Below are 22,804 nucleotides of genomic sequence, written 5' to 3' on the forward strand. Positions count from 1 at the left end.
TTCTCCTTGCCTCGGTGCCGGATCAGCCGGCCGCCGTACCGTTGTCGTCGAGCAGCTTCTGGTACCAGTCGCGCAGCTTGTCGCCGCCCTTGCTCTTCCAGTCGGAGACGGCCTGCTGCACGTCGCCGATCTTCTTGCGGCCGCGGATGACGTCGTCCTCGAGCTGCTCGAAGTCGTTCATGAGGTTGGTGTAGCGGGCGGGCTCGGTGATCTGCATGCCGTAGAAGGAGGACTTCTTGGTGAAGGCGCCCATCCGCTGCTGCCATTCGACCTGGCCCTTGGCGACCTCGGGGAGGTCGGGGTGGGCGAGGGTGGCGGCGGGGCTGGCGACCATCACATAGGCGTTGAGGACGTCGATGTTGCCCTGGTCGGTCTTGACCGGGACACCGTCCTTGAGGGTGTAGTGGGTGCCCTCGACGCCGTAGTTGGTGAGCATGAACTCCTTGGTGCCGTACGGCGCCGCGGTGACGTTGGCGACGGCGAGGACATCGCGGACGACCGACTCGGACGCCTTCTTGTTGATGAAGGCGAAGATGCCGGCCGGGTTCTTGGCCCACAGCGTGGGGTCGCCGCCGTCGTGGCCGAAGATGTCCATGCCCCAGATCTGGAAGTCCGGGTTCTGGGTGGCCTGGGCGGCGGCCTGGCCGTACCACTGGGAGATGTCCTGGTTGTAGATGAGGAACTCGCCGGCCACGAACTTGGGGGCGGGGTCGGTGGCGCTGCTCTTGCCCAGCTTCGCGTCGGGGTGGACGAGTTCGGCGGCGAACAGCTTGCGCGTCCACTCGATCGCCTCGAGGTACTCCTGGGTCTCGATGCGGTTGACCAGCTTGCCGTCGACGAGGTTCCAGCCGAGCGACTTCTCGTCGCCGGACAGGACGCCGAACATGTTGAAGGCGGTCCACTTCATGTCCAGGCAGGCCCACCGCTTGGCCTTGGCGTCGGTGATCTCCTTGGCCAGGGCGAAGAACTCGTCGGCGGAGGCGGGGACTTCGTACCCCTCCTTGTCGAAGACGTCCTTGCGGTAGAAGGGCACGATGCTGGTGATGTACGAGGAGGGCATCGGCAGGCCGCGCAGCTTGCCGCCGAAGATGGAGCGCTGCCAGGCGTCCGTGGGGATCGCGGCGAGGTTCGGGTACTCCTTGACGGCGTCGCCCGAGAGGTAGGGCCCCAGGTCGGCGAACTTGCTGATGATCGCGCTGGGTATCTTGCCGGTCATGTTCCAGCCGGGGACGACCACGACGTCGGGGACGTCGCTGGAGGCGAGGACCGCGCCGAGCTTCTGGTCGTAGGTGTTGCCGTCCTGGTTCTGCCAGACGACGTCGACGCCGATGAGGTCGTTCATCGCCTTGTAGTAGGCGTTGCCGCCCTTGGGCGGTGAGCCCCAGAACGGCGACATGACGGTGACCTCGCCGCCCTTGCCGAGCTTCTTCGGCACCGAGGTCTTCAGACCGGCGAGGTCGAGCTGGCTGGTGAAGCCGACGGCGGAGCCGTTCTTGGACGGGAGGTCGGGGGTCACCACGTTGCTGGCGACGTACGCCGGGAGGATCTTCTTGGCGTCCTTGCCCGAGGTGGTGCCGTCGCGCGAGCCGCTGTCGCCACCGCCGCAGGCGGCCAGCAGCGGCATCCCTCCCGCCACCGCTGCGGTGGCGACCGCCGTGGAGGCGAGGAAGCTTCTCCGGCTCGGTCCGGAAGGACCGGCGGAGCCGGAAGAGGCGGCGTTCGGCGTCATTGCGTCAACCCTTCGTGGCGCACCAGGACACCCGGCGGTGGCCGTCGGCTGCGGTGTCTTGAGTGGAACTGGCTGAGCTGAAGCGATCCTCCGACCAATGCCACAGGCTCTTCGTCGAAGCGCTTCGATGTTGCTGCGAGGTTAAGTGAACACCGGGGGGTGCACAAGGGTCGCCCCCAAGATTCCTCCGAGGTATCAGGTCCCACCTGTTCTTATGCGCCACTTGAAATAACGGTGAGGTCTCTTGACACCCACCCTGCTGTCGAATGAGCATCGAAGCGCTTCGAAAGCGCCCTCCTCGCTCCATGCAAAGGGATCCCCACGTGACCGCACCCACGCCGCCCACGCCGCCTTTCCGCGATCCGCACCTGCCGTTCGCGAAGCGCATCGACGATCTGCTGGCGCGCCTCACCCTGGACGAGAAGGTCTCCTTCCTCCACCAGTTCGCCCCCGCCGTCGAGCGGCTGGGCGTCGCCGCGTTCCGCACCGGCCAGGAGGCTCTGCACGGGGTCGCCTGGATGGGTCCGGCGACGGTCTTCCCGCAGGCCGTGGGGCTGGGCGCGACCTGGAACCCCGAGCTGGTGCGCCGGGTCGGCGAGGCGGTGTCCAAGGAGGTCCGGGCGATGCGCGGCCGCGACGACCGGGTGGGTCTGAACGTCTGGTCGCCCACGGTCAACCTGCTGCGCCATCCGCTGTGGGGCCGTAACGAGGAGGGCTACTCCGAGGACCCGAAGCTCACCTCGGCGATCGCCACGGCGTACACGCGGGGTCTGCGCGGCGACCATCCGACGTACTGGCGCACGGCCCCGGTGCTCAAGCACTGGCTGGCCCACAACAACGAGACCGGCCGGGACGTCACCTCGTCCTCGGTGCGCCCGCGCGTGCTCCACGAGTACGACCTGCGCGCCTTCCGCGAGACCGTCGAGGCGGGCGCGGTGGCCGGGGTGATGCCGGCGTACAACCTGGTCAACGGCCGCCCCAACCATGTCTCGCCGTATCTGCGCGAGCAGTTGCGGGCCTGGACGGACGAGGAGCTGCTGGTCTGTTCGGACGCGGGCGCGCCCTCCAACCTGGTCGACTCCGAGCACTACTTCGACACCCACGAGGAGGCGACGGCGGCCGCGCTGCGGGCGGGCGTGGACAGCTTCACCGACCACGGCACCGACAGCTCGAAGATCGTCGCCCGGGCCAGGGGGGCGCTCGGCCAGGGGCTGCTGACGGAGGCCGAGGTCGACGAGGCGGTCCGCCGGCAGCTCTCGGTCCGCTTCCGCCTCGGCGAGTTCGACCCGCTCCACGACCCGCACGCGGGCACCGGCGCGTTCGACACCCCGGCCCATCGCGCCCTCGCCCGGGAGGCCGCCGAGCAGGCGGTCGTCCTGCTGCGCAACGACGGGGTGCTGCCGCTGGCCGCCGACACCCGGATCGCGGTGGTCGGTCTGCTCGCCGACGAGTGCAAGCTCGACTGGTACAGCGGCACCCTGATGCACCGCTCCACCCCCTTGGAAGGGCTGTACGAGCGGTTCGGCGCCGACCGGGTGGAGTTCGCGGAGGGGGTGGACCGCGTGCTGCTGAAGACCTCGGCGGGGACGTTCCTGCGGGTGCCCGCCGCTCCCGAGGACGCCGACGGGACGCGCGGCGCCGAGGGTGCCCTGGACCCGGCGCTGCTCGCGGGCCGCACCGACCTCCCGCCGCTGACCGCCGGCACCACCGGCACCGAACTCGCGCTCGTCGACTGGGGCGAGGGCGTCCTCACCCTGCGCGCCCCCGACGGCCGCTATCTCTCGGTCGCCGAGGACGGGTTCCTGCGCGCCTCCGCCGACCAGCCCGGCGGCTGGGTCGTCCAGGAGACGTTCCGCCTCGAACCCCATGGAAACGGTCACCTCCTGCGGCATCTGGGCACGGGCCGCCCCGTCTGTGTCGCCGCCGACGGCGTCCGGGTTGCCGAGGAGGGTCCCGAGGTTTTCGACGTGGTCGTCGTCGAACGCGGCGAGACCGCGGTGACCCGCGTGACGGCCGAGGCGGACGTGGTCGTGGTGGTGGCGGGCAACGACCCGCACATCAACGGCCGCGAGACCGAGGACCGGACGACCCTGCGTCTCCCGGCCCACCAGGAACGCATCCTGACGGCGGCCCGCGCCGCGAACCCGCGCACGGTGCTGGCCCTGGTGTCGGCGTACCCGTACGCGATCGAGCCGGGTCCGCTGTCCGCGGTGCTGTGGACCGCGCACGGCGGCCAGGCCGCGGGCAGCGCCCTCGCGGGCGTGCTGGCCGGTGACGTCTCCCCCGCCGGGCGCCTCCCGCAGACCTGGTACGCCGAGGACGCCGATCTGCCCGACCTGCTCGACTACGACGTGATCGGCGCCCGCCAGACCTATCTGTACTTCGAGGGCAGGCCGCTGTACCCGTTCGGGCACGGCCTGTCGTACGCGTCCTTCTCGTACGCCGATCTGGCGGTGCGGACCGGGGACGGCGCGGCACGGGTCTCGTTCACGGTCACCAACACCGGGGACCGGGCCGCCGACGAGGTCGCCCAGCTCTACACGCGCGCGGTGGACCCGTCGGTCACCCGGCCGCGTCGCGAGCTGCTCGGCCACCGCAGGATCACGCTCGCCCCCGGCGCCACGGCCGCGCTGTCGTTCGAGGTCCCGCTGTCCGCGTTCGCGTTCTGGGACGTGGCGCGGGGCGGCCCGCGGGTGGAGCCGGGGCCGTACGACCTGCTGGTCGGCGGGTCGAGCGAGGACATCCGGCTGCGCGCCACGGTCGTCCTCGACGGCGAGCCCGCCGCCCCGCGCGCCGTCCGCCGGCACGGGCTGTCCGCCGCCGACTTCGACGAGCAGAGCGGTACGGAGATCGTCGACCGGACGAAGGCGGCGGGCGACGCGGTGACCCCGGTGGCCGCCGGTTCGGGCGAGCTGCTCTTCCGGTCCTGCGACTTCGGGGCGCGCACCACGGGCGCGACCGTGACCGTGGCCGGCTCGGGCACGGTGGAGCTGTCGGTGGAGGGCGGTCCGACGCTGGCCGCGCTGACGATCGGCACCCCCACGGCGGGCCCGTACCACTATCTCTCCGTCGAGGCGCCCTTCGCCGTCGACGGAGTGCGCGACCTGCGCATCGGACTGCGCGGCCCGCTGCGGCTCGCGCACGTCGGCTTCTCCGGCTGAGGGTCCGGAGACAGGCCGGCACGAAGAAGGGGTCCGGCGCCGAGATCATCGGTGCCGGACCCCTTCGGGAACGATCTAGAGCGCGAGGCCCGTCAGGACCAGCACCCGCTCGTAGGTGTAGTCGTCCATCGCGAACCGCACGCCCTCGCGGCCCACACCGGACTGCTTGGCGCCGCCGTACGGCATCTGGTCGGCGCGGTAGGAGGGCACGTCGCCGACGACGACACCGCCGACCTCCAGCGCGCGGTGGGCGCGGAAGGCGACCTGGACGTCGTGGGTGAAGACGCCGGCCTGGAGGCCGTACTTGGAGGAGTTGACGGCCGCGAAGGCCTCGGCCTCGCCGTCCACCTTCTGCACGGTGAGGACGGGTCCGAAGACCTCCTCGCGGGCGATCGTGGCGTCCGCCGGTACGTCGGTGAGGACGGTCGGCGCGTAGGAGGCGCCGTCGCGCTTGCCGCCGGTGAGCAGGGTCGCGCCAGCGGCGACGGCCTCGTCCACCCAGCTCTCGACGCGCTGGGCCGCGTCCTCGCTGACCAGCGGGCCGACGTCGGTCGTGTCGTCGGCCGGGTCGCCGGTCACCTGGGCCTCGACGGCGGCGACGATGCGCGGCAGCAGCCGGTCGTACACGGAGGCGTCCGCGATGACGCGCTGCACCGAGATGCAGGACTGGCCGCCCTGGTAGTTGGAGAAGGTGGCGATCCGGCCGGCGGCCTGGTCGAGGTCCGCGTCGGACGCCCAGTCGCCGAGGACGACGGCCGCGCCGTTGCCGCCCAGCTCCAGGGTGCAGTGCTTGCGCGGCACCGAGTCCATGATCGCGTAACCGACCGTCTCGGAGCCGGTGAAGGAGATGACCGGCAGCCGCTCGTCCTGGACGAGGGCGGGCATCCGGTCGTTGGCGACCGGCAGGATCGACCAGGAGCCGGCGGGCAGCTCGGTCTCGGCGAGCAGGTCGCCGATGATCAGGCCGGACAGCGGGGTGGCCGGGGCGGGCTTGAGGATGATCGGCACGCCGGCCGCGATCGCCGGGGCGATCTTGTGGGCGCACAGGTTCAGCGGGAAGTTGAACGGCGCGATGCCGAGGACGACGCCCTTCGGGAAGCGGCGGGTCAGCGCGAGCCGCCCCTGGCCGCCGAGGTCGGTGTCGAGCCGCTGCGCCTCGCCGCCGTTGAACCGGCGGGCCTCCTCGGCCGCGAACCGGAACACGGAGACGGCCCGGCCGACCTCGCCGCGCGCCCACTTGATCGGCTTGCCGTTCTCGGCGGAGATCAGCTGGGCGATCTCCTCGGTGCGCTCGACGAGCCGCTTGCTGACGTGGTCCAGAGCGGCGGCACGGACGTGGGCCGGGGTGCCGGCGAAGTCCTCGCGGACGGCGTACGCGGCGGCCACGGCCTCCTCGACCTGCGCGTCGGTCGGCACGCTGACCTTGGCGACGAGCCGCCCGTCCCACGGGGAGGTGACGTCGAAGCTGTCCTCGCCGGTGACCTGGCGGCCGGCGAGCCAGAAGGCGTGGGTGGAAGTCATAGGGGCGTTCCCGGCCCTTCCGCGTTGGGGGTTGCTGTGGCTTTCGTGGTCCACGGTAGGCGTGGGAGGGCACCGGGTCGCTTGTCCGACTCGTACGGGTGACCGCCGGGGGCACTCCGGTTTGGCACGTTCGGGTCCGGCGTCAGCGGGGCAGCCGTCTCAGCAGGAGCCACAGCGCGCCGAGCAGCGCCGCGCACAGGCACCAGCTGGCGACCACGTCCAGCGGCCAGTGGTAGCCGCGCCGGACCAGACCGTAGGAGACGGTGAGCACGAGGACGGCCGCCGTGGCCACCGCCGCGCGGCGGGCGGCCGGTGTGCGCAGCCAGGGGAGCAGGATCAGCAGCGAGCCGCCGTAGGCGACGGCCGCGGTCGCCGTGTGCCCCGAGGGGTAGTAGCCGGGGCCCGGCGGCACGACCGGGGTGCCGTACCGGGCGGTCCACGCCTTCAGCGGGACGACGACCAGCGGCACCGCCGCCATCAGGATCATGGCGGCGAAGGACGGCACCCACCACCGTTCACCGCCGGCCGTCCACGCCCGTCGGGCCACGTACACCGCGATCAGCATCAGCACGGGCACGGCGACCGCCACATCACCCAGGTCGGACATCAGCTCGGAGACCCGGTCCGGATGGACGAGGGCCCGGCTGATCCGCTCGTCCAGCCGCAGCAGCGGCCCGTCGACGACGACCTGCCAGGTGATCAGCGCGAGGAGAACGACGGGCACGGGCAACAGGAACACGGGCGGCCTCGCCGGCCGGCCCGCCGGGGCGGGCGTGTCCTGGGTCTGCTGGTCGGAGCGGGGTGGCATGAGGTACACCTTCTCAGCCCCGCCCGGCCCGCAGCGCGTGAACGCGCCTGCGCGGGGAGCGTCCGCGCCGGGCGGCCGCTCCCCGCGCACCGGCGCTCAGGGCCGGGTGGAGGCCGTCGAGCGGCCGCGGAGGCGGGCGATCCTCCTGAGCTTCCTGCCGCCGAGGCGCCGGCCGAGTCCGCGCAGCCCGCTGCCGACCCGCCGCTTGAGCGTCTTCGGCCTGCGCGTCTTCTTCCGCGCGGTGACGTCCAGGCTGAGGTTGCCGTACGCGGTGTAGTACGGCTTGACCGCGAGCCGGCCGCTGCCGCCGCTGGTGGCCGGGGCCAGGTCGGCGGCCTTGCGGGCGCCGAACCGGCGCCGGGTGCTCAGGCCCTGGGTGCGGACGTCGAGGTACACGTCCCACACGCCGTGGGTCAGCGGGCCGCCGTCCAGGGCGCGGGCGGGGTCGAGGTCGGCGGTGAAGCCGGCCGGTCCGGCGTCCGGGTCGGCCGTCGGGACGGGGCGGGTGGGCACGCGGACCTCCTGGCCGTCGCCGCGCCGCCGCAGCACCAGCTCGGTGGCCGGCTCCCGGGTCCGCACCCGCTCGATGAACCCGTGGCCGGACAGCCGGAGCACCCCGCGCCGCCGGCCGCCCCGCCATTGCACGGCGTCCAGCCGGTCGTCCTGGCGCAGTTCGCCGGTGATGTCGTAGCAGGAGTCGGGGATGCCGGCCGTCCCGTCACGGAAGTGGGGGTACGTCGCGTAGGCACGCCCCTGGTCCACGACCACCTCGTGCGCGGGCCGGCGCCGGGCCCGCTCCTCCTTCAGGAACTCGATGACGTCGATCAGCTCCCGGCGCAGTCCGTGGCGCGCGCAGTGGGCGAAGATCCGGTGCGGCGCGGTCAGCTGCGCGTCGAGTTCCGGGGTGTAGAACCGTTCCACCTCCGCCTTGACGACCGCCATGGCCTCGGTCTGCTCGCTCTCCTCCATCAGCGGGAAGCGCCAGGAGAAGGAGTCCAGCAGGCCGCCCCGGAAGGTGCGCAGCAGCGCGGCGTCCCGGACCGGTCCGGGTTCGCTGAGGGCGGCGATCGCGGCCATGATGCGCCGGGCCACCTCGAACCGTTTTCCCAGGTCGCTGTAGCTGCTGGTGATGTTGCCCTGGTCGGCGCGCTTGACCTTGTAATAGCAGTCCTCGTCGGCGACCACGGAGATCACCGAGGCCTGGAGATAGGCCTTGGTGACGAAGAGCCGGTCCTCGCCGATGCGAATGTCCTCGTCGAAGCGCAGCCCGCGTTCCAGCAATAAGGAACGCCGGAAGAGCTTGTGCGGAGTGAGGGCGTTCCAGACGCGGGAGGTGGCCAGGTCGACGACCTCCTGGTTGGACTCGAACATGGAACGGGGCACTTCGCAGTCCACGCCCACGTACTTGCCCAGCACCACGTCGGAGCCGTTGCGCTCGGCCATGTCGATCATCCGGCGCATGGCGTTCGGGCCGAGGTAGTCGTCGGCGTCGAGGAAGAAGACGTAGCGCCCCCGCGCCTGGGCGATCGCGACGTTGCGCGGGCCGCTCGGCCCGCCGGAGTTCCGCTGGTGGACGACACGCACGACCGCCGGGTGCGCGGCGGCGAAGCGGTCGAGTTCCTTTCCTGTGCCGTCCGTCGAGCCGTCGTCGACGGCGAGGCATTCGAGTGTGTGGTCGCCGAGCGACTGCTCGACCACCGACTCCAGACAGCGGGTCAGATACGGCATGGCGTTGTAGGCGCCTATGACGACCGTGACCGTGGGTTCCGACACGACATTCCCCCCTGGAACCGTTCATGACAGATAGGCCATAGATTTACCCTTCGTTTACCGGTTTCGCAAAGTTTTCAACTGTTGCCGGTGTGTTAATAGTTGTTTTCCCGTCAGCCCTTTTGCGTCAGCGGGCGGCTGCCGCGCGGGCGGTGTGCGCCAGGATCGCGGCGGCCAGCGGGGCGTGCACCGGCCGGGGCAGGGCGTGGCCCATGTCCGGGATCTCCACCAGGCGGGCACCCCGGATCACCTGGGCGAGGTGCTGGGCGTGGGGCAGGGGGTAGACCGGCTCGGCGGGGGCCGACACGACGAGGGTGGGCACGTCGGTGCGGGCCAGCCGTTCGGTGCGCACCAGGCCGGCCGTGTCGGCGCGGGCGTGCGCGGTGCCGGCGCGATGATGGCCGGTGTGCTCGACGATCCCGCGCTCCAGGGCGCGGAAGTACGCGGCGTCGAAGGGGATCCGGTCGCCGTTCAGCAGCCGCCAGTGCTCGACCCGGCGGTCCAGTTCGGCCTCGGGGCCGATGTCGTCCGGTTCCGGTCGGGACCACAGCTCCAGCAGCCGGGGGTCGGGGCCCGGCAGGTCCTCGACGGGGACGGCCGTACCGTCCGGCCGCAGCCAGGGGGTTGCGCTCAGCGCCCCGGTGCCGATCAGCGTCGCACTGCGCAGCCGTTCGGGACGGTCGGCGACGAGGAGCTGGGCGAGCGTCCCGCCCATCGACATGCCGACCACATGCGCGCGTTCGGCCCCGAAGGCGTCCAGGACGGCGACGGCGTCCTCGGCGAGCGCGGCGAGGGGGTACGGCCGCTCGTCGTACGCCCAGGTGGAGCGGCCGGTGTCGCGGTGGTCGTAGCGGATGACGCGGTGGCGGGTGGCGAGCAGGTCGGTGAACTCCTCCGGCCAGCCGAGGCCGGAGGCCTGCGCACCCATGATCAGCAGCAGCGGGGGCGCGTCGGCGGGGCCGCGCTCCTCGGCCCAGAGACGGATGCCGGGGGCGGCGTCGACGGTGCGGTCCAAGGTTCCTCCGGAGGGGATCGGGCGAGCGAAGAGCCCAACGAGACGAGGCGAAGCGCGATACGAGACGAGGCACCAGGCGAGACCAGGCCAGGCGATACGAGACGAGACGTACCGTATCGCAATCCCCCGAAAAGAAAGACCCCGAACGAGGTCCGGGGTCGCCTTCCGTGGTCCGTACCGGAGAAGGAGGAAGTGAAGGAGGTCGGCCACCCCGGAACAGGGGGGGTGGTTCCGGGGTGGCCGTCCGGATCGGGACGCAGGCCGCCCCGGGGGGTTTGGGGCGGGCCGCCGTCCGATCGGTGTGGAGATCCGAAGCCGGAGGCTCCGGTTGTGTGCGCGAGGGCACGACCAGGTCGAAGCTGGGGAGGCCCCAACCTGGCTCCGCCCGCAGTCCCCTGCGGGCGGGGTGTATCTCTCATCTGGGTAGAACGTACGGCAGAGGCAGGCGGTGCGACAGTCGCTATCCCGTCCCGCCATCCACCCCGCACACCTTCTTCACACCGTCTGCCGTCCATGGGAACCGGCTGTGCGGGGCCCCGCTCAGATGCGGGCGAAAGCCTGCTCGATGATGTCGAGACCCTCGTTCAGCAGGTCGTCGCCGATGACCAGCGGCGGCAGGAAACGCAGCACGTTGCCGTAGGTGCCACAGGTCAGGACCAGCAGGCCCTCCTGGTGGCAGGCCTTGGCGAGCGCGGCGGTCGCCTCCGGGTTCGGCTCCTTGGTCGTCCGGTCCTTGACGAGCTCGACGGCGATCATCGCGCCGCGGCCGCGGACGTCACCGATGACGTCGAACTTCTCGGCCATGGCGGTGAGGCGGGCCTTCATGATCGCCTCGATGTTCTTCGCCTTGGCGTTGAGGTCCAGCGCCTTCATCGTCTCGATCGAGCCGAGCGCGCCCGCGCAGGCGACCGGGTTGCCGCCGTAGGTGCCGCCCAGGCCACCGGCGTGCGCGGCGTCCATGATCTCGGCGCGGCCGGTCACGGCGGCGAGCGGCAGGCCGCCCGCGATGCCCTTGGCGGTGGTGATCAGGTCCGGGACGATGCCCTCGTCCTCGCAGGCGAACCACTGGCCGGTGCGGCAGAAGCCCGACTGGATCTCGTCGGCGACGAAGACGATGCCGTGGTCGGCGGCGAACTGGCGGACGGCCGGGAGGAAGCCCTTGGCCGGCTCGATGAAGCCGCCCTCGCCGAGCACCGGCTCGATGATGATCGCGGCGACGTTCTCCGCACCGATCTGCTTGTTGATCATGTCGATGGCCTGGGCGGACGCCTCGGCACCGGCGTTCTCCGGGCCGGTCAGCCAGCGGTAGCCGTAGGCGACCGGGACGCGGTAGACCTCGGGCGCGAACGGACCGAAGCCGTGCTTGTACGGCATGTTCTTCGCCGTCAGGGCCATCGTCAGGTTGGTCCGGCCGTGGTAGCCGTGATCGAAGACCACGACCGCCTGGCGCTTGGTGTAAGCGCGGGCGATCTTCACCGCGTTCTCGACGGCCTCGGCGCCGGAGTTGAACAGCGCGGACTTCTTGGCGTGGTCGCCCGGGGTCAGCTCGGCAAGGGCCTCGGCGACCTCCACGTAGCCCTCGTACGGGGTGACCATGAAACAGGTGTGGGTGAAGTCGGCGAGCTGCGCGGAGGCCCGGCGTACGACGGCCTCGGCGGAGGCGCCGACCGAGGTCACGGCGATGCCGGAGCCGAAGTCGATCAGGCGGTTGCCGTCGACGTCCTCGAGGATGCCGCCGTCCGCGCGCGCGGTGAACACCGGCAGCACGGAGCCCACGCCCTGCGCGACCGCGGCGAGGCGGCGGGCCTGAAGCTCCTGCGACTTCGGGCCGGGGATGGCGGTGACGATCCGGCGCTCCTGCGGAAGGGCGGTCATGAGGGGCTCCTGGAGGTTCTGGGGGTGTCCCGCGGTTCTGCGGACGCTTTCCTTCTTTTCTCGCAGGCTAGGACGGGTCATGGGGGGTCGGCATGCTCCATGTGGGCGGTGTCGGCGAGACGGCTTGTCCGCCGTGGACATAGAGGCAAGAGGGAACATCGGTGCGGTACCGGCCGCGTAAGCGGTGAACTCCCCTTGTGGGCGCGTTAGATTGACCGCTGACGGTGGACGGAACGGCTGGTCAGGGGGCAAGGGCGATGGACAGCGACGGGACGCGGGACGCGCGGGGTACGCATGCGAATCCTGTGCCGCGCCCGGCGGGGCCGCCGCGGATGCCCGCGGTGCCGCCCCGGCCGCCCGGCGCGCCGGGCGCCGCGCCCCCGGCACCCCCGGTCCCGTCCTCCGTCGCCGAGTGGCTGAACGAGGAGCGCCCGGCCGCCGGGCCGGGCATCTGGCGGTTCGCCTACCGGCTGCCGAAGGCCGCGCGCGCGGCGGAACGGCTGGCGCCGGTCACCGTGATCGGCATGCTGGTCCCGCTGGTGGTGGCGCTGGTGCTGTGGTCGCTGTGGCGGCAGGGCAGCCTGCCGTACCAGTTCACGCTGCTGCGCCTGTTCACCCCGGGCGACTGGTGGTGGGGCGGCACGATCGCCTCCCCGAAGACCATGGAGGGCGCCGAGGCCCGGGTGGTCTACGACGGTGCCTTCTTCGCCGTCCTGGCCCTGTCCATGGGCCGGCTGGGCAGCTGGCCGGAGGTCGTACGGCACTTCGTGGGCCGCCGCCCGCAGCCGTCCCGGGCGCTGCTCGCCCTGGTGTGCGCCCTGTCCGCGCTGAGCCTGGTGTTCCCCAGCGCGTTCCCGGGCGTGGGCTGGGACGCGCTGCCGGTCGTCGACCCGCTCTTCTCGCTGATCGTCCTGCTCTCCGGCGGCTACGAGCTGTTCGCCTCCGCCCTGTTCACCGACGCGCTGTACACGGTCATGACCCTGCTGATCGTGTGGCCGTTCGCCAAGGTCGGCGGCTGGTGGCCGTACGCGAAGGAACGGCTCGCCGCCCGGCGCGCGGGCGACGGGGCCGCCCCGCCGGCCACCGTCGAGCGGCCGCGCGCCCAGTGGCCCGAGCTGCGGGACGCCGGGCAGCACGAGGCGGCCGAGCTGCTGACCGCCGAGGTGGCCGCCGGGCGGATGAACGACGTGGACTGCGCGCGGGTGCGGCGGTCCTGGACGGCGGGCCTGCCCGAGTTCCGCGAGACGGTGCTGCGTACGGCCGGGGCGGCCTGGGCCCACCCCTCGGGCGCCCGCGACCTGCCCCGGCGCGGCGCGCGCCACGACCTGCTCACCGGGCAGGTGCGCGTCGGCCGCTGGGTGGCCGCCGAGCGCACCCCGCTGCGGTACCACGACGCGGGCGCCGCGCTCGGCCCGGAGGTCCTCGGCACCTCACTGCTCGCCGTCGGCCCGTCCGGCTCCGGCAAGACCCGCTCCCTGGTGGAACCGCTGACCGAGGCCCTGGCCCTCCAGGCACTCACCGGGAGCTGCGCGGTCGTCGCGGTCTCCTCTCCCGGCGGCGGCCCGCTCGGCTCCGACTCCGCGTTCGACGTGATCGTGCGGATCGGCGACCCGTCGTCCGTGCACGACCTGGACCCCTACGCGGAGTCCGACGACCCCGACGAGGCCGCCGCGATCCTCGCCGAGGCGCTGGTCGGCGACCTCGACACGGTGAACGGCCAGAGCGCCGCCACCGCGCTCGCCCAGCTGCTGGGCCCCTACCGGGCCGCGCACGGCCGCTTCCCCGGCCTGCCCGAGCTGCGCGAACTCCTGGAGGGCGAGCCGGGCGCGCTGGCCGCCCTGCGGGAGGCCGTGGCCGGCGACGACGTGATGCGCCGCGAGGTGGAGGCGCGCGCCCGGCAGACGGGCACCCCGGGGGACCCGGGCCGCGCCCTCGCCGACCGGCTGGCCCTGCTGAACCGGCCGGTGTTCGCCGGGTTCTTCGGCGGCGGTGGCGAGACGCACCGGGCGTTCTCGCTGCGCGCCGTCGCCCACCACCCGCTGCGGGTCCGCGTCGACCTGCCCGAACGCGGCCACGAGGAGGCCGGCCGGCTGATCACCCGGCTGGTCCTGGCCCAGTTCCACACCGTCGTCCGGGAGAGCCGGCGCACCCACTTCGCCTGCCTGGTCCTGGACGACGCCACGGGGGCGGTCACCGCCGAGTCGGTGCGCCGGATCCAGCGGCTGCGCTCGCAGAACGCGGGCGTGGTGCTCACCCTGCGTACGGTCGGCGACGTCCCGGAGGCCCTGCACGGGCCGCTGTACGGAGCGGTGGGCTGCCGGATGGCGTTCTGCGGGATCACCACCTGGGACGGCAGCCGGTTCGCGCAGACCTGGGGAACCGAGTGGGTGGAGACCACGGAGGTCGCCAAGCACACCGTCTTCGCCGACCAGCCGATGACCCGGGCCATCCACGCCCTGCGCAAGCTCGTCACCGGCAAGGCCGTGACCACGGACGCGGTGACCGTGCGCCAGGTCGAGCGGGAACGCTGGTCGGCCTCCCGGCTGGCGCACGAGGTGCCGCCGGGGCACGCGGTGCTGTCCCTGACGACCGTGCGGGGCGAGCACGCGCCGCCGCTGCTGGTGGACCTGCGGGGCTGAAGCGGGGGCCGGGGATCTCTCCGGTGAGGCAGAATCGGCAGAGGCCCTTCGTACGAAGCGGCCAACGAATCACCCCGTACGGACCGGCCGAGGGATCATCCCTCACGGACCGGCCGGGGGATCATCCCGCCGCCGCTCCCTCCACCTCCGCCCCGCCGCCCCTCCCTCCCTGAAGGCCTCATGCCTCCCACGCTCGCCTCGCTCGTCCACCATTCCGCGCTGAAACTGACCGTGCGGGCGGGCGGGGACCGCCTGGACGTGCCGGTGCGGTGGGCGCACGTCAGCGAGCTGGCGGACCCCGTGCCGTACATGGAGGGCGGGGAGCTGCTGCTGATCACCGCGCTGAAGCTGGACGCGGAGGACCCGCAGGCCATGCGGCGCTATGTGAAGCGCCTGGCGGGGGCCGGGGTGGTCGGGCTGGGCTTCGCCGTCGGGGTCAACTACGAGGAGATCCCCGAGGCGCTCGTCGAGGCCGCCGAACAGGAGGGGCTGCCGCTGCTGGAGGTGCCCCGGCGCACCCCGTTCCTCGCGATCAGCAAGGCGGTGTCGGCGGCGATCGCGGCGGACCAGTACCGGGCGGTGACGGCCGGGTTCGCGGCTCAGCGGGAGCTGACGAAGCAGGCGCTGGCGGACGGCCCCGAGGGGCTGCTGGCCGCGCTCGCCGCGCAGGTCGACGGCTGGGCGGCGCTGTACGACGCCTCGGGCGCCGTCGTCGCGGCCGCGCCGGACTGGGCGGTGCGGCGGGCGGCCCGGCTGACGGCGGAGGTGGAACGGCTGCGCGAGCGGGCGGCGCCGGCCTCGGCGGTGGTCGGCGGCCCGGACGCCGAGCACGACGACCGGGTCGAGCTGCACTCCCTGGGCACCGGCCGGCGCCCGCGCGCCGCGCTCGCGGTCGGTACGGCGGCGGCGCCGGGCACGGCGGAGCGGTACGCCGTGCACTCGGCGATCGCCCTGCTCACCCTCACCACCGAACGCTCCCGCTCGCTGCACGCGGCGGAGCAGCGGATCGGCGCGGCGGTGCTGCGGATGCTGCTGGCGAGCGAACCGGACCATGCGCGGGCCGTCGCCGGCGGCCTGTACGGCGCGCTGCTCGACGCGCCGTTCCGGGTGATCGTGGCCGAGCCGTCCTCGGCGGCGGGCCGGGCGCAGGCCGAGGGAGCGGAACGCGTGGCCGGGAGGGTGTCCGGCGGGGCGGCCGCCGAGCCGGCCGGGGACGCGCTCGGCGGGCTCGCCGAGGCCGTCGAGTCGGCGGCCGCCCGGTCCGGCGAGACGGTGCTGGTGGTACCCGAGGGCGAGCGGCTGGTGGTGCTGGCGGCGGACGGGGGCGCGGCGGTCACGGCGGCCACACGGTACGCGACGGCGCTGGAGGGGGCGCGGGCGGCGGGCGAGAACCGCGAGGAGGACGAGCCGGTCGTCGGGCTGTCGGCGCCGGCCGGGCCGATCGCGGCGGCCACGGCGTACAAGCAGGCCGAGCAGGCGCTGTCGGTGGCGCGGCGCAGGGGCCGGGTGTTCGTGGAGCACGAGCAGGTCGCGGCGGGCTCCGTGCTGCCGCTGCTGGCGGACGACGCGGTCCGGGCGTTCGCGGACGGTCTGCTGCGGGCGCTGCACGAGCACGACGCGACCGGCCGAGGCGATCTGGTCGCCTCGCTGCGCGCCTGGCTCTCGCGGCACGGCCAGTGGGACGCGGCGGCGGCCGAACTGGGCGTCCACCGGCACACCCTGCGCTACCGGATGCGGCGCGTGGAGGAGATCCTGGGCCGCTCGCTCGACGACCCGGACGTCCGGATGGAGCTGTGGCTGGCGCTGAAGGCGACGGCGCCGGACCGCTGACCGACGCCGCCTGACGGGTCGCCGCCCCGCGGGGTCCGCGCCGGCCGCACGGGCGGCCGACGTGAGGTGACCGGCTGCGCCTCCCGGTCGGGGGCGTGGCGGTGTGGGGCCCCGACCAGGTCGGTGGCCGGGACAGGCTCGTCCGCACGGCCGGTCGTCTCCGCCCGGCCAGGATCCACCGGTCGTCCCCGCCCGGCCAGGATCCACGGGTCGACCTCGCCCGGCCGGGATCCGGACGGCAGGCCCTACTCGTCCGTTCCGCGGGCCAGGCTCGCCGCCGCCTCGTGCATGGCGAGTTCGAGGAGCGCCGGGTCGGTCAGGGTGCCGGACCCGTCGGGCTGCACCAGCCAGCGGACGCCACGGGTGGAGCGGCCCGGGTACGGCACGACGATCCAGGTGCCGGCGCCGGCCGTGCGGATGCCGGTGCCGATCCAGCGGGCGGCCGTGCCGGGCGGCACGAGGAACCCCATGCGGTCGTCCCCGAAGTCGACGAGCACGGGGCCCGGCCGGTCGAGGATGCGGGTGAGCACGTCGAGCGTGGGGTAGCCGAGTTCACCCGGCAGGATGAGTACGTCCCAGGCCCTGCCCGCCGGCAGCAGCGCCACCCCCAGGGGGTTGCGCTCCCATTCCCAGCGGCAGGACTCGGGATCCGGTGCGACGGATGCCAGCCATTCGACCGCCGTCTTCGCCCCAGCCATGAGAAGACCTCCCTCTCTCCCGTGGACGCGGACGCGCCACGAGGGGGAGAGGGAGGTCTCCGGTGAGCATTACGCGGGTTGCGACACCCCGTTGAAGTGACCCGGGTCACATTCCGTCGGGGCGGGCGGGGTCAGCTGTCGAATCCGAGGCCCAGCCGGTCCATGGTCCGCAGCCACAGGTTGCGCCGCCCGGCCTGCGCGTCGGCCCGCGCCAGCGACCACTTGGTGAGCGCGATGCCGGTCCAGGCGAACGGCTCGGGCGGGAAGGGCAGCGGCTTGCGGCGGACCATCTCCAGCCGGGTGCGCTCGGTGCTCTCCCCCGACAGCAGGTCCAGCATCACCTCGGCGCCGAACCGGGTCGCGCCGACGCCCAGCCCGGTGTAGCCGGCCGCGTAGGCGACCTTGCCCTGGTGTGCCGTGCCGAAGAACGCCGAGAAGCGTGAGCAGGTGTCGATCGCGCCGCCCCACGCGTGCGAGAAGCGGACGCCCTCCAGCTGCGGGAAGCAGGTGAAGAAGTGCCCGGCGAGCTTGGCGTACGTCTCCGGCCGGTCGTCGTACTCGGCGCGCACCCGGCCGCCGTACGGGTAGATGGCGTCGTACCCGCCCCACAGGATCCGGTTGTCGGCGGACAGCCGGAAGTAGTGGAACTGGTTGGCGGAGTCGCCGAGCCCCTGGCGGTTCTTCCAGCCGATCGCGCCGAGCTGTTCGGCGCTGAGCGGTTCGGTCATCAGGGCGTAGTCGTAGACCGGGACGGTGTACGCCCGCACCCGCTTGACCAGGTTGGGGAAGATGTTCGTGCCGAGCGCGACGTGCCGGGCGTGGACGCGTCCGTACGGGGTGCGGACGGCCATGCCGGCGCCGTACGGCTTCAGCGTCAGGGCCGGGGTGTGCTCGTAGACGCGGACGCCGAGGCGGACGCAGGCCTGCTTCAGGCCCCAGGCGAGCTTGGCGGGGTGGAGCATGGCCACACCCCTGCGGTCGTACAGGCCCGCCTCGAAGGTGGGCGAGGCGACCTGTTCGCGGACCGCGTCGGCGTCGAGGAACTCGATGCCGACGGCGAGACCCTTGCGCTCGATCTCCTCGTACCAGTCGCGCAGTTCCCACGCCTGGTAGGTCTCGGTCGCGACGTCGATCTCACCGGTGCGCTCGAAGTCGCAGTCGATGCCGTGCCGGGCGATCGCCGCCTCGATCTCGTCGAGGTTGCGCGCGCCCAGCTCCTGGAGCGTGTGGATCTCGTCGGGCCAGCGGGCGAGCCCGTTGGGCAGCCCGTGGGTGAGGGAGGCCGCGCAGAAGCCTCCGTTGCGGCCCGAGGCGGCCCAGCCCACCTCGCGGCCCTCCAGCAGCACCACGTCCCGCTGCGGCTCGCGCTCCTTGGCGACGAGCGCGGTCCACAGTCCGCTGTACCCGCCGCCGACGACCAGCAGATCGCAGGTCTCGGCGCCGGTGAGCGCGGGCTCGGGGTGGGGCTTGCCGGGATCTTCCAGCCAGTACGGGACCGGCTGCGCTTCGGAAAGCGACCGCATCCAGTTGTCGTTGTTCTCAGTGCCACGGCTCATGGCGCTTGGGGCCATGATTTCAACTCCCTACAGGGGCTTATGCCTTTTGTCTGTTACGGCGATTGCTGATGACCATCGAGGTCAGGACGAACAGTACGGCGACGAGGAACATGGCCGTACCGATGACATTGATCTGAACGGGTGTGCCGCGCTGCGCCGAACCCCAGACGAACATGGGGAAGGTGACGGTCGAGCCCGCGTTGAAATTGGTGATGATGAAATCGTCGAAGGAGAGCGCGAAGGCGAGCAGCGCGCCCGCGGCGATTCCGGGGGCCGCGATCGGCAGGGTGACCCGCAGGAACGTCTGCGCCGGGCCGGCGTAGAGGTCCTGGGCCGCCTGTTCCAGTCGCGGGTCCATCGACATGACACGCGCCTTGACGGCCGTCACGACGAAGCTGAGGCAGAACATGATGTGGGCGATCAGGACCGTCCAGAAACCCAACTGAGCACCCAGGTTGAGGAACAGGGTGAGCAGCGAGGCGGCCATGACGACCTCGGGCATGGCCATGGGCAGGAAGATCAGCGAGTTGACGGCGCCCCGCGCGCGGAAGCGGTAACGGACCAGCGCGAAGGCGATCATCGTGCCGAGGACGGTCGCGCCGAGCGTCGCCCAGAACGCGATCTGCAGGCTGAGCGACAGCGAGCCGCACATTCCGGCGACACCGCAGGGGTCTTTCCAGGCTTCGGTGGAGAACTGCTGCCACTGATAGTTGAAGCGCCCCTTCGGCTTGTTGAAGGAGAACACCGTGACCACGACATTGGGCAGCAGCAGATAGCCGAGGGTCAGAAGTCCCGCGATGACGACCAGGTTGCGCCTGAACCAGTTGACGAAGGGCATTTAGACCAGATCCTCCGTCCCCGACCTGCGGATGTAGAAGGTGACCATGAAAAGAATCGCGGCCATGAGGATGAAGGAGAGGGCCGCTGCCGTCGGGTAGTCCAGGACGCGCAGGAACTGCGTCTGGATCACGTTTCCGATCATGCGGGTGTCGGTCGAGCCGAGGAGTTCGGCGTTCACGTAGTCGCCGGCCGCCGGGATGAAGGTCAGCAGCGTGCCGGAGACGACACCCGGCATCGACAGCGGGAAGGTGACCTTGCGGAAGGTGGTGATCGGCCGGGCGTACAGATCGCCGGCCGCCTCGTGCAGCCGCCCGTCGATGCGCTCCAGCGAGGTGTAGAGCGGCAGGACCATGAACGGCAGGAAGTTGTACGTCAGACCGCACACGACCGCGAGCGGTGTGGCGAGGACCCGGTCCCCGGCGGTCCAGCCGAGCCAGCTGGTGACGTCCAGGACGTGCAGCGTGTTGAGGACGCCGACGACCGGCCCGGAGTCCGCGAGGATCGTCTTCCAGGCGAGGGTGCGGATCAGGAAGCTGGTGAAGAACGGCGCGATCACCAGGATCATGATCAGGTTCCGCCAGCGGCCGGCGCGGAACGCGATCAGATAGGCCAGCGGATAGCCCAGCACCAGGCACAGGACCGTGGCGGAGGCCGCGTAGAGCACCGAGCGCAGGAACTGCGGCCAGTACTCGCTCAGCGCGTCCCAGTAGGTCGCGAAGTGCCAGGTGACCTTGTAGCCCTCCTCCAGGGAGCCCGTCTGCACGGACGTGGAGGCCTGGTAGATCATCGGCAGCGCGAAGAAGACGAGCAGCCAGAGCAGTCCGGGCAGCAGCAGCCAGTACGGCGTCCAGCGGCCCCGCTTGCGGGGTGGCTTCTTCTCGGCGGCCGTGGGGGCCAGAGGCGGGGGCGCCTCGGTGAGCGTCGCCATCAGACCGCCGCCTCTTCCTGGATGCCGGCGTCGATGTCCTGGGCCGCGTCGAGCCCGAAGGTGTGGGCGGGACTCCAGTGCAGGACCACGTCGGCGCCGGGGACCAGCCGGGCGTCGCGCTCGATGTTCTGGGCGTAGACCTCGAACTCGGGGCAGACCTGGCTGTCGATGACGTACTGGGTGGAGACGCCGATGAACGACGAGTGGGCGATCCTGCCGGTGATCCGGTTGCGGTTCTCGGGTATCTCACCCGCCGCGTCGGCGTGGACCAGCGAGATCTTCTCCGGACGGACGCCGACCAGCACCTTGCCGCCGGCCGTGGTGGGCGCGGAGCAGCGGGCCTCGGGCAGGACCAGCTTGCCGCCGCCCGCCTTGAGGACGATGTCGTCCCCGCTCTTGGTGTCCACCTCGGCCTCGATGAGGTTGGAGGTGCCGAGGAAGTTGGCGACGAACGTGGTCTGCGGGTTCTCGTACAGGTCCGCGGGCGAGCCGAGCTGTTCGACACGGCCCGCGTTCATCACCGCGACCGTGTCGGCCATCGTCATGGCCTCCTCCTGGTCGTGGGTGACGTGCACGAAGGTGATGCCGACCTCGGTCTGGATGCGCTTGAGCTCCAGCTGCATCTGGCGGCGCAGCTTGAGGTCGAGGGCGCCGAGGGGCTCGTCGAGGAGGAGCACCTTCGGGTGGTTGATGAGCGCGCGGGCCACGGCGACGCGCTGCTGCTGGCCGCCGGAGAGCTGGTGCGGCTTCTTGCGCGCCTGCTCACCGAGCTGGACCAGCTCCAGCATGTCCTCGACCTGCTTCTTCACGCTCTTGATGCCGCGCCGGCGCAGGCCGAAGGCGACGTTCTCGAAGATGTCGAGGTGCGGGAAGAGGGCGTAGGACTGGAAGACGGTGTTCACCGGGCGCTTGTACGGCGGGAGGGCCGTGACGTCCTGGTCGCCGAGGTGGACGGTGCCGGCGGAAGGTTCCTCCAGGCCGGCGATCATGCGCAGGGTGGTGGTCTTGCCGCAGCCGGAGGCGCCGAGCAGGGCGAAGAACGAGCCCTGCGGGACGGTCAGGTCCAGCGGATGGACGGCGGTGAAGGAGCCGTAGGTCTTGCTGATGCCGGACAGACGGACGTCGCCGCTGCCGTTGTCGGTGGTCTTCATCGTCGTCACGCCCCAGTGAGCTTCGCGAACTTCGCCTCGTAGGCCGTCTCTTCCTTCGCGCTCAGGGAGCGGAAGGCGTGGGACTTCGCCTGCATGGCCTTGTCGGGGATGATCAGCGGATTCTCCGCCGCATCCGGGTCGATCTTCGCGAGATCGTCCTTCACGCCGTCGACGGGACAGACGTAGTTGATGTAGGCGGCCAGTTCGGCGGCCGCCGCCGGCTCGTAGTAGTAGTCGATCAGCCGCTCGGCGTTCGTCTTGTGCCGCGCCTTGTTGGGGATCAGCAGGTTGTCGCTGGAGGTCACGTAACCGCTGTCCGGGATGACGAAGTCGACGTCGGGGCTGTCCGCCTTGAGCTGGACCACGTCACCGGCCCAGGCGATACAGGCCGCGAAGTCGCCGCTGGTGATGTCGGACGTGTAGTCGTTGCCCGTGAAGCGGCGGATCTGGCCGCTGTCGACGCCCTTCTGGATCCGGGCGATGGCCGCGTCGTAGTCGTCGTCGGTGAACTTCCCCGGGTCCTTGCCCATGTCCAGCAGGGTCATGCCGATGCTGTCGCGCATCTCGGTGAGGAAGCCGACCCGGCCCTTGAGCTTGGGGTTGTCCAGCAGGTCGGAGACCGACTTCACCTCGACCCCGTCGAGCGCCTTCTTGTTGTAGGCGATGACCGTGGAGATGCCCTGCCAGGGGTACGAGTACGCCCGGCCCGGGTCCCAGTCGGGGCTGCGGAACTGCTGCGACAGGCCCGCGTACGCGTGCGGCAGGTTGGACGGGTCCAGTTTCTGGACCCACCCCAGGCGGATCAGGCGGGCGGCCAGCCAGTCGGTGAGGACGATCAGGTCGCGGCCGGTGTCCTGGCCCGCGGCGAGCTGCGGCTTGATCTTGCCGAAGAACTCGTTGTTGTCGTTGATGTCCTCGGTGTACTTGACCTTGATCCCGGTCCGCTCGGTGAAGGCGTCGAGCGTGGGGTGGTGCTTGCCGCTGTCGTCGACGTCCATGTACTCGGTCCAGTTGGAGAAGCTGACGGTCTTCTCCTTCGCCGAGTGGTCGTCGGCGGACGTGCCGCCCTCGGTCTTGCCGGCCGCGGGTATCCCGCAGCCGCTGAGTGCCCCGAGGCCGCCCAGGGTGAGCGCGCCGCCGGCGGAGGCGCGCAGCAGCGAACGGCGGGTCATGGCGGCCCTGCCGTTGCGCAGACTGCGCCGTACGGCGGCCACTTGGGCCGGGCTCAGGCGGTCGGGCTCGTACTGCTCCATGCGCGTGGTGCCCTTTCGGGAGGTCCGGCC

15 protein-coding genes and 1 pseudogene are annotated in these 22,804 nt (G+C 71.8%); 3 read left to right on the forward strand and 13 right to left on the reverse strand.

The annotated features are described in order from the left end of the window. Positions 1-22: 22 nt before the first annotated feature. Positions 23-1,729, reverse strand: a complete 1,707-nt coding sequence (locus tag IE275_RS25400; protein WP_189713726.1) for an extracellular solute-binding protein — start codon at positions 1,727-1,729, stop codon at positions 23-25. Positions 1,730-2,052: 323 nt separating this feature from the next. Between IE275_RS25400 and IE275_RS25405 the strand changes: the two genes are divergently transcribed. After that, positions 2,053-4,890 (forward strand): glycoside hydrolase family 3 C-terminal domain-containing protein, encoded by a 2,838-nt coding sequence (locus tag IE275_RS25405; protein ID WP_189713727.1) that lies wholly within the window; start codon positions 2,053-2,055, stop codon positions 4,888-4,890. Between the two features lie 75 nt (positions 4,891-4,965). On the opposite strand, the gene IE275_RS25410 is transcribed toward IE275_RS25405, so the two are convergent. From IE275_RS25410 to gabT, 6 genes and pseudogenes are all read right to left on the reverse strand, one after another. Then, complete coding sequence (locus IE275_RS25410) at positions 4,966-6,411, reverse strand: aldehyde dehydrogenase family protein (RefSeq protein WP_189713728.1); 1,446 nt, start codon at positions 6,409-6,411, stop codon at positions 4,966-4,968. Positions 6,412-6,553: 142 nt separating this feature from the next. Then, a complete protein-coding gene (locus IE275_RS25415; protein ID WP_189713729.1) occupies positions 6,554-7,219 on the reverse strand; it encodes a phosphatase PAP2 family protein in 666 nt (221 codons plus the stop codon). Between the two features lie 96 nt (positions 7,220-7,315). Next, positions 7,316-8,992, reverse strand: coding sequence for a glycosyltransferase family 2 protein (locus tag IE275_RS25420; protein ID WP_189713730.1), 1,677 nt, complete (start codon positions 8,990-8,992; stop codon positions 7,316-7,318). Between the two features lie 124 nt (positions 8,993-9,116). Next, positions 9,117-10,004: an alpha/beta fold hydrolase gene (locus IE275_RS25425; RefSeq protein WP_189713731.1), complete on the reverse strand. Its 888-nt coding sequence runs from the start codon at positions 10,002-10,004 to the stop codon at positions 9,117-9,119. Between the two features lie 203 nt (positions 10,005-10,207). Then, a pseudogene (locus IE275_RS46100) lies at positions 10,208-10,423 on the reverse strand (phosphatase PAP2 family protein); the annotation flags it as partial. A gap of 121 nt (positions 10,424-10,544) precedes the next feature. Next, positions 10,545-11,879, reverse strand: coding sequence for a 4-aminobutyrate--2-oxoglutarate transaminase (gene gabT, locus IE275_RS25430; protein ID WP_189713732.1), 1,335 nt, complete (start codon positions 11,877-11,879; stop codon positions 10,545-10,547). 257 nt (positions 11,880-12,136) lie between these two features. Here gabT and IE275_RS25435 point away from each other — a divergent pair, with 257 nt between their 5' ends. Beyond that, positions 12,137-14,518 carry an ATP/GTP-binding protein gene (locus tag IE275_RS25435; RefSeq protein ID WP_189713733.1) on the forward strand — a complete coding sequence of 794 codons (2,382 nt, stop codon included), beginning with the start codon at positions 12,137-12,139 and terminating at the stop codon, positions 14,516-14,518. Positions 14,519-14,698: 180 nt separating this feature from the next. Then, positions 14,699-16,348: a PucR family transcriptional regulator gene (locus IE275_RS25440; RefSeq protein WP_189713734.1), complete on the forward strand. Its 1,650-nt coding sequence runs from the start codon at positions 14,699-14,701 to the stop codon at positions 16,346-16,348. A gap of 245 nt (positions 16,349-16,593) precedes the next feature. On the opposite strand, the gene IE275_RS25445 is transcribed toward IE275_RS25440, so the two are convergent. The 6 genes from IE275_RS25445 to IE275_RS25470 all read right to left on the reverse strand — a co-directional run bounded on the left by IE275_RS25445 (position 16,594) and on the right by IE275_RS25470 (position 22,774). After that, positions 16,594-17,046 (reverse strand): hypothetical protein, encoded by a 453-nt coding sequence (locus IE275_RS25445; protein WP_189713735.1) that lies wholly within the window; start codon positions 17,044-17,046, stop codon positions 16,594-16,596. Positions 17,047-17,177: 131 nt separating this feature from the next. Beyond that, the gene (locus IE275_RS25450; protein ID WP_189713736.1) at positions 17,178-18,617 is read right to left on the reverse strand and encodes an NAD(P)/FAD-dependent oxidoreductase; all 1,440 of its coding nucleotides are present in this window, start codon (positions 18,615-18,617) and stop codon (positions 17,178-17,180) included. Between the two features lie 22 nt (positions 18,618-18,639). Beyond that, the gene (locus tag IE275_RS25455) at positions 18,640-19,440 is read right to left on the reverse strand and encodes an ABC transporter permease (RefSeq protein ID WP_189713737.1); all 801 of its coding nucleotides are present in this window, start codon (positions 19,438-19,440) and stop codon (positions 18,640-18,642) included. Beyond that, entirely contained in the window at positions 19,441-20,370 is a 930-nt protein-coding gene (locus tag IE275_RS25460; RefSeq protein ID WP_189713738.1) for an ABC transporter permease, read from the reverse strand. After that, on the reverse strand, positions 20,370-21,530 hold the full coding sequence (locus IE275_RS25465) for an ABC transporter ATP-binding protein (RefSeq protein ID WP_229870553.1): 1,161 nt from the start codon (positions 21,528-21,530) through the stop codon (positions 20,370-20,372). The genes IE275_RS25460 and IE275_RS25465 overlap by 1 nt, the downstream gene beginning before the upstream one ends. Continuing rightward, positions 21,527-22,774, reverse strand: a complete 1,248-nt coding sequence (locus IE275_RS25470) for a polyamine ABC transporter substrate-binding protein (protein ID WP_189713740.1) — start codon at positions 22,772-22,774, stop codon at positions 21,527-21,529. Before IE275_RS25470 ends, IE275_RS25465 begins: the two co-directional genes overlap by 4 nt. Between the last annotated feature and the right edge of the window lie 30 nt (positions 22,775-22,804).

It is taken from the genome of Streptomyces phaeofaciens (assembly GCF_014648915.1).
GTDB classification, from domain to species: domain Bacteria; phylum Actinomycetota; class Actinomycetes; order Streptomycetales; family Streptomycetaceae; genus Streptomyces; species Streptomyces phaeofaciens.